This is a genomic window from Parafilimonas sp., assembly GCF_051953455.1.
In the GTDB taxonomy this organism is placed as follows: Bacteria; Bacteroidota; Bacteroidia; order Chitinophagales; family Chitinophagaceae; genus Parafilimonas.
On the sequence record NZ_JBQCIT010000020.1, the window covers coordinates 1 to 12,212 of the forward strand.

Annotated in this window: 10 protein-coding genes and 1 CRISPR repeat array; of the genes, 4 read left to right on the forward strand and 6 right to left on the reverse strand. The window is 36.7% G+C overall.

Features of this window, described 5'->3' with window-relative positions:
* The first annotated feature begins 759 nt into the window (after positions 1-759).
* Positions 760-1,343: a CRISPR direct-repeat array (repeat unit 47 nt; unit sequence GTTGTGATTTGCTTTCAAACTTTATTCTGATGATCTTTGAATACAAC).
* A 512-nt stretch (positions 1,344-1,855) separates the two neighbouring features.
* Genes cas2 through cas9 form a run of 4 tightly spaced genes read right to left on the reverse strand, consistent with a single transcriptional unit; the run spans position 1,856 to position 7,936 of the window.
* Positions 1,856-2,161 (reverse strand): CRISPR-associated endonuclease Cas2, encoded by a 306-nt coding sequence (gene cas2 / locus ACTHN6_RS08395; protein ID WP_440435301.1) that lies wholly within the window; start codon positions 2,159-2,161, stop codon positions 1,856-1,858.
* 29 nt (positions 2,162-2,190) lie between these two features.
* The gene (locus ACTHN6_RS08400; RefSeq protein WP_440435302.1) at positions 2,191-2,835 is read right to left on the reverse strand and encodes a transposase; all 645 of its coding nucleotides are present in this window, start codon (positions 2,833-2,835) and stop codon (positions 2,191-2,193) included.
* A gap of 52 nt (positions 2,836-2,887) precedes the next feature.
* On the reverse strand, positions 2,888-3,799 hold the full coding sequence (gene cas1, locus ACTHN6_RS08405; protein ID WP_440435303.1) for a type II CRISPR-associated endonuclease Cas1: 912 nt from the start codon (positions 3,797-3,799) through the stop codon (positions 2,888-2,890).
* Between the two features lie 3 nt (positions 3,800-3,802).
* Entirely contained in the window at positions 3,803-7,936 is a 4,134-nt protein-coding gene (gene cas9 / locus ACTHN6_RS08410; RefSeq protein ID WP_440435304.1) for a type II CRISPR RNA-guided endonuclease Cas9, read from the reverse strand.
* A 580-nt stretch (positions 7,937-8,516) separates the two neighbouring features.
* Between cas9 and ACTHN6_RS08415 the strand changes: the two genes are divergently transcribed.
* From ACTHN6_RS08415 to ACTHN6_RS08425, 3 genes are read left to right on the forward strand one after another with little or no spacing between them, the layout of a single operon-like run.
* Entirely contained in the window at positions 8,517-8,807 is a 291-nt protein-coding gene (locus ACTHN6_RS08415) for a nucleotidyltransferase family protein (RefSeq protein WP_440435305.1), read from the forward strand.
* On the forward strand, positions 8,800-8,928 hold the full coding sequence (locus ACTHN6_RS08420; RefSeq protein WP_440435306.1) for a hypothetical protein: 129 nt from the start codon (positions 8,800-8,802) through the stop codon (positions 8,926-8,928). The genes ACTHN6_RS08415 and ACTHN6_RS08420 overlap by 8 nt, the downstream gene beginning before the upstream one ends.
* 14 nt (positions 8,929-8,942) lie before the next feature.
* Positions 8,943-9,137, forward strand: coding sequence for a hypothetical protein (locus tag ACTHN6_RS08425; RefSeq protein ID WP_440435310.1), 195 nt, complete (start codon positions 8,943-8,945; stop codon positions 9,135-9,137).
* 348 nt (positions 9,138-9,485) lie between these two features.
* On the opposite strand, the gene ACTHN6_RS08430 is transcribed toward ACTHN6_RS08425, so the two are convergent.
* The gene (locus tag ACTHN6_RS08430) at positions 9,486-9,704 is read right to left on the reverse strand and encodes a hypothetical protein (RefSeq protein WP_440435307.1); all 219 of its coding nucleotides are present in this window, start codon (positions 9,702-9,704) and stop codon (positions 9,486-9,488) included.
* A 51-nt stretch (positions 9,705-9,755) separates the two neighbouring features.
* Positions 9,756-9,890: a hypothetical protein gene (locus ACTHN6_RS08435; protein ID WP_440435308.1), complete on the reverse strand. Its 135-nt coding sequence runs from the start codon at positions 9,888-9,890 to the stop codon at positions 9,756-9,758.
* 506 nt (positions 9,891-10,396) lie between these two features.
* Between ACTHN6_RS08435 and ACTHN6_RS08440 the strand changes: the two genes are divergently transcribed.
* Complete coding sequence (locus ACTHN6_RS08440; RefSeq protein ID WP_440435309.1) at positions 10,397-11,455, forward strand: HEPN domain-containing protein; 1,059 nt, start codon at positions 10,397-10,399, stop codon at positions 11,453-11,455.
* The last annotated feature ends 757 nt before the right edge of the window (positions 11,456-12,212 follow it).

The window sequence follows — 12,212 nt, forward strand, 5'->3', positions numbered from 1 at the left end:
TTGGAGTTACGATTGCTATGCACTTTTTCTACCGGTTGGTGTTCTCTCCAACCGGCATTGCAGACAGGCAATATTTCTCGTGGATCAATTAGAGAATGAATAATTGTTATTTAATCTTTTGTTACTTTCTTTTCTCTTAAGTAATGTAAGTTTTATAGCTCAGGGCCGCATGGCCTCGTTCATACAACGGCGCTGCCTGCGCTTCTTTAAAAAAATATCCTTTGGATTTTTTCAATCCCACCTTCGGCGTGACTGAACCGCAAAAGGCGCCTTTTGTATGAACTGGTGAAACAGATGTGACCCGCAAACTGATACTTTACCGGGTTTGGAGTTACGATTGCTATGCACTTGATAATCAACTTCCGTAAGCAAAAAATGAAAGGGAAAGAAATAAACGGTTAAATCAACAGTGAGGTAAAGAAATGACGGGCAAAACAATTCGGTTATTTATACGAAAATTTGATAAATTCGATTAATTAAACGAATTAAGATGCTACAGGCTGTTATCACTGCCGATATTGTTAATTCCACCAGGATGAATAAAAAACAGGAAATGCAGTTGCTGCAAACACTTATCTCATTCATACATGTTTTTTAATTTGTTTCGATGAATGCTTCGCATTTCCTGATAAAAGAAAGTAACCCCCGCCTGACTGATGTCAATCGGGCAGGAAAGAAAATCAAGAAAAAATGATATTGTTCAGTATCATATTTGTTTTTTAATTGTCTTCACGAACCCCTTCGCCGGTTTCAGCACATTTTTTCCTGCGCTTTCAAACTTTATTCTGATGATCTTTGAATACAACCGTTGTGCTGTTGCCTACTTTCCACTTCATGTTGTGATTTGCTTTCAAACTTTATTCTGATGATCTTTGAATACAACCTGTCCATGTAGAGGTCGTCTGTACATCCGGTTGTGATTTGCTTTCAAACTTTATTCTGATGATCTTTGAATACAACTAATTAAAACATACACAAACGAAGGCGATAGTTGTGATTTGCTTTCAAACTTTATTCTGATGATCTTTGAATACAACATGATAAAAGTTACTGATCTCGTAAGCGAGTTGTGATTTGCTTTCAAACTTTATTCTGATGATCTTTGAATACAACTCATTTATAAAGAAAACTTGCTCACCTGTGTTGTGATTTGCTTTCAAACTTTATTCTGATGATCTTTGAATACAACAGCTGAAAAGAATGCCATACTTGCGGCATGGTTGTGATTTGCTTTCAAACTTTATTCTGATGATCTTTGAATACAACAGATGCTGTTGAAACGCAAACATATGTCGTGTTGTGATTTGCTTTCAAACTTTATTCTGATGATCTTTGAATACAACAGCTTTAGCCGAAAGCCTTATGTATCAAAGGTTTCAAAGAAAATTAGGATCAAAAAAATGCGTTTTAAACCCTGTGAACATTTTAAGTTCGCAGGGTTTTAACTTTCCTAAAAGCTCCAATTACTCCGTGCCTTGCAATGATTTACTTAAAATAACGTGCGTTCGGGATAAGATTAGTCAGTGATCCTCATTTCGAAGGAGTATTTCAAAATCATTTTCTTTTACCAGGATCATTCATGCGACTGAGAATTGCGAAGCAATCATTGAGGCCAATGAAAAACAATTATTAAACGAAATAAATCTCCCGAAATTAAGGTTTGGAGCCAAATTAAAATACCTTAAAACAACCATTTTATTTGTGGATTGAATTGAAAAATGGTAAGATATTATTCAAACCCTCTACAATCCAGGAGATTTCTCCTATCGTCGAAATGATGTTCGAAGCGTTTTATAATTGCAGTCATCTTTAATTTGGTAATTCGGGTTTAAATATTTCTTATCCAGAACTCACGTTAAAATAATTCCAGTTGCTGGGGAATATTTTGAGGTTCAGCCAATTTCTTTCCATAAAAAACTTCCATCATCCCGAATTGCTTATCAGTGATGGTCATGATGCCTATATGGCCTTTTTCGGGTAAAATTTTCTTTACACGTTTTATATGCACTTCTGCATTTTGCATGCTGCTGCAATGGCGCAGGTAAATGCTGAACTGGAACATGGCAAACCCGTCCTGGAGAATCTTTTTGCGGAAGTCGGCGTATATCTTCCGCTCCTTTTTGGTTTCTGTAGGCAAATCAAAAAAAACTAATACCCACATAATACGATATGCATTTAGGCGGTTTGATTTCATTGAAGATGGTCAAACCCCGAGGGTTTCGAAAACCCTCGGGGTTTTATTGGCTGCTTATGGAATTGTATAAAGTTATTTATTCCCCCGAACCATTCAAGCACTTCATTCACCGCAAGCCATAGCACTTTATTATTAATAATGCTATGATAAGATGAATATGGCCAGCTTTCTACATCCCTGCACAATTTATGCTGCACCGCATTAACATGAATATAATGAATAATCTTACTGTAATAAGCATCGGAATCAATCAATCTCCTGTTAAGATTGTCCATAAATAGTTTGCCTTTCCTGTTATACCTTTTGTTGAAAGCTTTGGTATATCCATTGCACCAGTTGCCAAATTGTTCCGATATGAATAATGAACGGTTGATGTCATATTTCTGCTGTTGCGCTTTAATTTTTGAAAGCTGAAATTTTTCTTCAATAACATTTTGTGGTTTGATGCGTACAAACAAATGAAAATGATTGGGCAGAAAAGAATAAAAGAAGATATCAGCTATGCATAAAATATGGTCTTTTAATTTTTCAAGAAAATAGCGGTAATTCTCCGGTTCATTAAACATTTGCTCATTTCCCACTGCCCTGTTGAAAACATGATAATACTTATCAGGCAAAAACGGGTCGTTGAATTGGCGCATAAAGCTATTGTTTATAAACCCCGAGAATTTCAAACCCCCCCGGGGTTTTATTTTATGGCATCTCAGGATAAAGCAATTTTCGTTGTTCGCCTGTATAACATCTCGCCAGTGATGCCGCTGTTCTTTGCGTAGCAATCATCAGCGGGCTGGTTTCGTCTCCTAACAACACATCAACCGTTGGCAGTTTCAGCAACTGCACTTTCAGTTCCTGTGTAAGCACTTCTACCGATGATGTTTTATCTATAATGCCCCTTACAATTGCATCTACAAACGGGCGGTAAGGTTCCATAATATCGTCTGCCAGGCAATAGGCATTATAACGGTTGCGGTGAAATATACCCAGCGCCGGCAATAATCCTGCTCCGCTAATTGCCCTTGCCATTGTTGCCCTTAAAATAGCATACCCGTAATTCAGCAGGTTGTTGGGCGGCGACCCTTCACGTTTGCGGAAAAACAGCCAGGCATCGGGAAACAAATGGCTCCAATAGTATGCCGCACCCTTGGCTTCGTTGTTGCCGGCATCGCCGCTTTTTACAGACTGTGCTGCTTTTGTAAGATAGTTATGCTGAATGTTCCATTTGTTTAAAACGGCTGCCTGGTTGTAAAGTTTTGCCTTGATGGTTTGCTGCCATAACTGCTTTTTCAATGGTTCTGTGGCTTCTATCTGCGCCCTGAACCTTTCGCTTTGTATGCTGTTGCTTTCCAATGGCAGCATCATGCCACTGGGATGATGGGTTTCGTTGCATATTATAACCGCCGCATTATTGGCCACCAGCTTATCTAATAAAAAATGACTGATGGTGATTTGCCGATGTTCCAAAACCAGTATGCCAATATCTTCTATCGGTACTGTTTTTTCGGGAAGGTTTTCGTAACCTTTTATGTGTTCATAATTCACCACCATCTGCATATTGCGGCATTTGAGGTGGCAGGGGTTTTCTATGCAGATGGTGCGTTTGATCATAAGCTAAAATTTGAATTCAATACTTCCATCTAGTTTCATTTCAAAGTCCTTTCCTTCAACAACAAAAACATCTTTATTAGGTGTAAATAATATTCTCGGAGGTGAAAAGGTATTTGTTAATTTATCAATAGAAAATCCATTCTTTCCGAGTGTACCTAACTCCTTAGATAATTCTTCGTCACTTCTTGCTTCTAAATGATGTTGAAATACTATGTTACCTCTTTCAGCCTGATGAAATCTTTTGATAAAGTATAAACGGTTACTTATTTCACTTTGAGCGAGATCTTTCAGTTCTTCTTTTCTTTCTAAAAAAAACAAAACTTTTTGTCCAGAAATAAAGATGTGAACTAAATTGGATTCTTTTGCCTTTTTGCCAGTTCCAATTAATACTGGTTCTATTGATTTAAATATTTCTCTTTTACTGTCTTTGTTTTTTTCAAGTGAATATCTTGTTGCTTCGAGAACATTTATTGATATTATTTTTCTTCCATTTTCATTTTCGTAAAGTCCAAACATATAATTGTCGCCAGTGTTAGTGTAATAATAGTTTTTGTAATCTTTTTTTGACCTGTTAGTTTGTCCTTTAACAATAGTTACATTCTCTGGATTTAATAACCCTGGACCTGCTTTTGCTTCGCATCTTATATGACGAATTGTGTTTCCATTAAAATCTTTTAAAGCTTTTTGTTTAATGCCACTCTCTAATTGATTTTTCAGGTGCTCCGCCAAGTGATTATCTATTATAATATCAGTTTTGAAATTTACGTTATCAATTAACTTTCTAATAGCCATCTTAAATTTATCTTGGCTGTTCTTATCTTTTTCATATTGAATAACACCACTTTCGTTCCTAATCAAAGTTCCATTTTCATCCTTAGCTGCAATTTTAATCTTACCATAAAAAGTATCTAAATGCAATTGACCTCGTACAGAATCACCTGTTGCTACTTTAGGTATCTTTTTCTCTTTGTCTAACCACACTACCCTTCCTCGTTTCCTAACATTTTTTTTACCAGGTGCCAATACGTTGTCTTTATCAGCTATATTGTTAATTAGAATATTTCTTTGAATTACTTCAATCATTGAATAATTAAAGTCTGCAAATGGTTTTTCACGATATTGTTTCTTTTTGTTTTGCTCTTCATATTCATATGCTTTTTTAAGTATTTCTTCCCTTTTTTTTGGGGAAGGAATAAGTGTTAATACAGCAGCATCTATGGCATGATGTGAATGTTTGCTCCTGTCTTTTATTTCATCTTTCGGCTGAATTCCATAAATCTTACGAAACTCAGCAGTTATACTGCCCTTTATTACATCTACTTTATCAAAAACTGTTTTTAAATAGTGTAATGCATACTTTGTAATTATCTGCGTATCTACTAATTGACTATTTACGAAACCTGCCGGCACTTCTTTTCTTGTAAACCTGTCTAACTTGTTTTTCCAATAGTTGTATTCCATTTGCAAAAGATGCCGCTCCCTAATTGCCCTGTCTTTTGATTCTTTATCTATTGCATATTTTGAATTCTTGACTTGGGTTTCTATTTGTTTTTGTAAAGAATATAGCTTCTTTTCCCAACCTTCTAATCTGGGTTTTATAGCCGAATATCCATGGGACTCATTTTCATAATTGGGTAAGTTAACCGGTAGACGATTATTCTTTATACTTCGATTATAGTCTGCATAACAAACGGTAAGATTTGCTAATGAATTATCAAAAGATTTACTCCTTGGAATGGTATGTTCAAAATCAATTTTATTGGCATCAAACAAATCTGTAAGACTGATTATTTTGCCTGTATATATGCAGCAACAGTTTTGCTCTTTCAATAAACGGTATTTTTGAATATCTTTTTCAGAAACAGATAATTTTTTATTATTCTCAATGGAGTTTATTTCTTTTTTTACTTCATCATATTTTTCAAGCTGTTCTGTCCATATCCTGAATTTGTCAACGTCTGAATCGCTTTCAGGATTTGCTAATCCTTGAAAATCTTTTTCTTTCAAAAGTTCACCGATGGCGGCAGCAAATGACCGGTTTTCAACTTCCCTATCACGTTGATATTTTTCAATAGCCCACCTTTTATTGCTATCGTTCAATTCCCTTGCTATTTCAACTACAACTCTTGTGTCCGCATCAATTTTACCGGTTTCAATCAGATAATTAATCACATCCCGAAGCTTGTATAGAGTTTTATAAGCCATTGGATTTTTGAAAGCAGCAGTTTTGGGGCTTAATAAATATTCCTGACCTTCCTTTTTAGGATAAATAGCAATTTGTGAAGGATGATATATTTTATCTAACCTCTTTTCGTCTATTTCAAAATTATCTGCAATGAATTGCTTTACCTGATTGACCAAATGCGGAAGTTTTACATGTTCTCGTTTTGAGGATGCAAAAAACTCCTGATATTTTTGAGTAACAGTTTCAATGAGGTTTTGCCTATATCTTTCATCTTTTGTTTCCCATGTTTTCTCGCCAAAATGTTCTTTTATTGTAGTTTCAACATCTTTTAAATCGCTTTCTACCAACTGATAAGATGAATCTTTCCACCCGAATCTCTCAGTATAATCAAGTGCATAATATTTAAAGATTAAATTATTAACAATAGACAGAGCTATCTTTTCCTCTCTGTTACTTTTTATAACGCATCTTATGCCTTCAAGAATTTTTTCTTTATCTCTTACAAACAGATCGTTGCCTATTAGTTCAGGAATTTTTGCAAGAATTACAGCCTCTGAATAAATAATTCCTTCTCTTAAAAATGGAAGAATGTTGTTGATTGCCTTGAGGCTTAGATTAGCATACCCAACAGGAAATGAATTAAACAAAGTAGCCAGTTCTTTAACTTGCTCCTCATCAAATTCCAAAACACTCCCGATAAATTCTTCAAAATATTCTTCGTCTTCAAACGAAAACAGTATATGCCAGATGTCATCCATACGGTATCTGACAGATTCATCTTCCCCTTTTTTGTTTTTTCTGATTATGGTCTTTTCAAAGTTTTGCCAATCATCACCAAAAGCAGATTTCAGACGAGCTGAAACAGGGCAGGCAGAAACGGAAATGTCATCCATCTTATGGGTGTAATTCGATTCCCAATCTTTTCCGCCATGGGTTTTTATGAACTTCCTAATTTGAGAAAACTCAAAATCCCTGCTTTTTAAAAAGAATTTTTCATTGTATAGTTTTTCCTTTAATGGCAGTGGCAAAGGTTCAAATTCTGCATTGCCGTTTGTACGATACTTGATATTGTTGATAAATGACCAAGCCCTGTATTCTTCATACTTGGGGTGGCTAACCGGACAGCGAGGTTTACCTGGTTCTAAGGTGCATTTGCCGATTAAACCTTTTTGAGAACGAAGCGGTCGCTGAAAGAAAATAGCTTTTTGTACATTTTCTTTAAAATTAATATTTGTTATATTTTGATGTTCTAAAATTTTATCAACTTCGGTTTGATAGTCGGAGCGTAAAGTGTACCTGTTTCTAATGCGTATTCCCTGATCTTCTAAATACGCAAAAGCGGCACCCAAAGAGCCATTTTCAATAATTTGTTTTTCATATTCATTACGGCCAATTGTTTTAGTTTCATTGCTCCCTTTATAAACCGCTGTTTTTTCATTAGCACCAATTTTGCGGCTGCTTTTAAATCCACGTCTTTGAGCAATGTGGTATAAGGCTCTTCCAACTTTATATCTGTTTTGCAGATTCGTCAGGTCAAGTTTATTTGAAATTAATTCTCGTCTTAGTTGGTAAGGACTTGAATAATCAGGAATGCCATCACCATCAAAATCTAACTTTATCCATTTACCAAATTCGATATTATCTACGGGAAATATTCTGCCTATTCCTTTCCTATAGTGTTTCCATTCGTTAAGTTTATCGAATGGCAATGGACAATAATTATTCTCAATCAAAACTTTTAATGTTTCCCATTTTCGATATCTCCTCGAATTATACAGTCGCCTGGTAGACCTATGCTTTGTGCGTTCTGCTGCAAAGGAAAACTCGCCAGACTTTCCTTCGCCTACTCCTTTGCGAAAAGTATATACCCCATACCAATTGAAATCATCGCTTTCTCGCACCGCAAGGCCTATTGAGTTTGTGCCTAAATCAATTCCTAAAATATTATTCATAAAAGTTTTGATTAAAAGTTTAATATTATTATTTTCGATTTGAAAGACAAATCACAACAAGGCTATAAGCCGAAGAATTTCTTGATCCTGCGTACTCCGTAGGATTTTTTATTTTAACAATCATCGATTACAGGGTTTTAAAATTCAATCCATAATAATGTATTATTCCGTTGTGAAAAACATTAAGCGCCTCGTCTTACAATACGGGAGCATTTTATTTTATATGCTTTGTAACGCGTGTTGGACTCTATCGCAGGTTCAGCAGTTCATTTTAATCTAAAAGTCCGGGTTTATTACCATCGTTAGTATGCATGATGCAATAACTCTAAGTTATTAAATTTTATTATTCGGCGTTTTTCAACGTCGTAAATTCATTTTCCTGATTTGCAATGAACAATCATAGTTCATTAATGCCTACATGAAGGTTCTCCATAATCAAGAGATTAAAAATACGTGAACCCGTAATTGTAAATAATTATACAATTTAAATTTGTGCCTGAAAGCAAATCCAATAAGAATTATTCCGTATTGAAGCATTTGCTTCAATAGGTTGTTATAATAAATATTACTTTGTAAAACAATGCATCATCCTCACCAATACCTCCAAATTCTTTCTCGGCAAAAACAAAAATTGCTGAAAAACTATCCCATAAAAACACTGGGGTTATTTGGCTCTGTTGTAAGAAATGATTTTACCCCCGAGAGTGATATTGATGTAATTGTAGAATTTACCAGGCCTGTAGGTATTGAATTTATTGAACTGGCAGATGATCTTGAAAAGATTTTCGAACGAAAAGTTGACCTTGTTTCCCGAAAGGGCTTAAGAGAAAAAACATTTGATTTTATTAAAGAAGAAATACAATATGTCTAAACGCGCCGATAATTTACTGGTGCAGGATATGATTGATGCTGCCGAAAAAATATATACTTATACAGAAGGGTTTTCTTTAAACAATTTTGCGATGACAGCAAAACATCTGATGCAGTCATAAGAAACTTTGAAATAATAGGTGAAGCAGCGAACAGGGTTAGTGAACCATTAAAAGAAAAGTATCCTGATATGAATGGCATAAGATACGTGGTTTCCGTAACCGCATTGTGCATGAATTATATTGACATTGATTACGAAATTGTCTGGCAGATCAAAGAAACTTATCTAAATGAATTGCTTAATCAACTAAAGAAAATTACTGCTGAATAAGTAATCTTCGGATTTTACATCCGAAAGCAAATCACAATAAGGATTATTCCGTTGTGAAAACATTTAAAGCGGCGCAAGTCGCTTTTTTTCTGCACTTTGTAAAAATTTGGGCTATCGCAGGTTCAGCAGTTATATTTCAATCTAAAAGCCCGGGTTTATTACATTCAGCTTTCGTTAGCCTGCATTAAACAATTGCCTAAGTTATTAAATTTTATTATTCAGCGTTTTTTCAACGCAGTAAATTCATTTACCTAGTTTGCAGTAATCGTATCAGACTATTCCGGGCCCAATAGTTATTAATTCCAACATTGGAAGTGATAAATAAACTTATGCAGCATATAGATATTATTATTTACTAGTAAGCTTCCTCAACTCCTCAATCATCCCGTCTTTGTCCTTCAACATTCGCTCATACAAAGCAATCTTTTCATCATACAGAGAAATTATTTTATCGATAGGATTAAATGTTGGATAGTAGTTGAAAACAGAAGCGTTGTCATAGTTTGTTACAGTGTTTGCAATAATATTTATTGCAGCTTGTTCATCAAAATTCTTAATCGCTTCCACGGGCACTTTTAGCGCTTTGGCTACATCATCCAGCAGTTGCGGTTCAATGGTTTATTTACCTTCTAACAGAGATATTTTTTTCTGGTTCCAGTCGTCGCCGAGTTCAAGGACAAGGGTTTCCTGTTTAATACCCAGCATTTCGCGGATGCGTTTTACGTTGCGGCCTTCGTGTATGGTTTTTTCCATATAATATAACCTGGTTTAAGGGTATAAAGATAAAATAATGACAGCGACTTTGTTATTTGTAAAGCATATTGAATAACAGGTACGCAGGTTATAAGTCTGCATATGTATGTTTACATATAGCCGACGATAATACGGATCGAAATCAGCATCAAGGTTCAACTGCTGAAGAATCATCAGCATAAAGCTAAATCAAGGCGAATGAGCGAATGTGCTGAAACCGACGAAGGAAGTTCGTGAAGACAATTAAAAAACAAACATGATACTGAACAATATCATCCGCTCTTGATTTTTTCCTGCCCGACTGGCCCCGGTCAGGCGGGGGTACTTTTTTGGACAAGCAAATGCAGCGCATTCATCGAAACATCAAAAATATTGTGGATGAGATAAAAAAGTACAGCATAAAAAGGTAGTGCTAAAAAATCCTCCTGCATGGGATAAAACAGTAACCGCAGGAATAATTTATCCCAAACACAAAGGCGTACTTCATACGCATAAAACCTATAACCATGCAAACAGGATACACCATCAGCGAAGACCTGCAGGATGACCTGCAAAGGTTTTTAACCTTTAACGACACAGCATTACTCAGCCAAAGCCTGCGGCGCCTGTTCATTGATTTTCTTGATTATGATTTAAAAACCGGCGTGGCACTTTACCTGGAAGAGCTTCTTCTTCCTTTCAACAGCCTGCTGGATTTATTAGACGCGGCAGCTAAAGAATGGCAGGCATACAACATGCATAACAGGCTTCATGAGCAGCCGGAGCAGCAACCGCCTGCCACAAAAGATAAGGTAATTGCTTTTTTAATAACAGCATTATCGCCCTCCGCTTTATTCCTGCTGTATCACAACAGTGACGACAATACCCATCAGTATTTTGACCTGCTGGCAGTAATTCCACCGGCTTCCAAAACATCGTTTGCGCAGTACGAACAGGTTATTACGATGGCCAATATGGATGATGCGGTTATTCATGTGTCTTTGCATAAGGAAGAAATAATACAACAGCAGTTGAAGGAAGGGCATATTTATTTTTCCATTGCCTGCAGCAAAGAAAACCTCGTATATGCCACCAATGCTTTTCAACTGCCTGAACCGGATAAAGCAGCCTTACAAGTGCCGGCAAAAAAAGCGATTATTGCATTTGATACAGCCCATAAAAAAGCAGGCAGCTTTTTACAAGGCGCCAGTAATTACCGCGGTGAAAGCGACAATGTCATGGCAGCGTTTATGCTGCAGCAGGCAGTTGAGTTAACCCTCAGGGGTTTAATAACGGCATTGCTGGGCAGTTGTATAAAAACGCACTGCCTGCGGGAGCTAAAAAAACCATTAAAGCGCTGTGCGCCGGAAATCGAATATTTGTTTTCCCCTGATGAAGCGGAAGAAAACCGGTTGCTGTTACTGCTTGAAAAAGCCTATAAAGAATCCCGCTACAACAGCCAGTTTACAATAAGCGACCATGATATTGACCTTTTGTCTGAACAGGCTGAAGCCCTGCACGAGCGGGCGGCTGTATTATTCAAAGAAAAGATTTCCGTTATCAGCGGGCTACCCTTGCCGTCATGAATGCCCATGCTTCAACTATGAAGGAACTATGAAGGAAGTACCGGGAAACAGCCGGTAACGGGGGCAGTATAGTCCTAAAATAACTTCGTTGCAGCAGGCCGTTGGGGAATGGGCTGGTGATTGTGGTTTGTTCTAACAAGCTTTGGGTGCGGGTAGTAACACACGCTTTTACACGTCATTCCCGTGTAAACGGGAGCCTGCTCTTGAATGTTTGGATTGGTTGAAAAAATCCAGACTGGTTCAAGTACGGGAGATTTCTCCTATCGTCGAAATGACGGTCGGAGAGCCTACATTTTTGGTAGCAGACTGTTGGGCATTATATGCAAAGGGTTGTGGTTGTTCTGAGAATTTTTAATGTAAATGCAGTTGGATAATTAAGCAAGCACTTGCACCGTCATGTCGAGGTAACGAGACATCTCCTAAATTTCAGGCTGGCTGAAAAAATTCAGAGCCGTTGTATGTCGAGAGATTTATTTCAATAATAAATGATTTTTCATTTGACTCAATGATTGCTTCGCAATTCCCCTGTCGTCGAAATGACGGTCGGAGTGGTTTAGTTTTGTAACTGAGATCTTGCTGCTACAGGAAGAAAATAGGTAAACGAGTAACGGCTTGCACCGTCATGTCGAGGTAACGAGACATCTCCTAAATTTCAGGCTGGCTGAAAAAATTCAGAGCCGTTGTATGTCGAGAGATTTATTTCGATTAAAAAATTTTTTTTCATTTAACTCAATGATTGCTTCGCAATTCCCCTGTC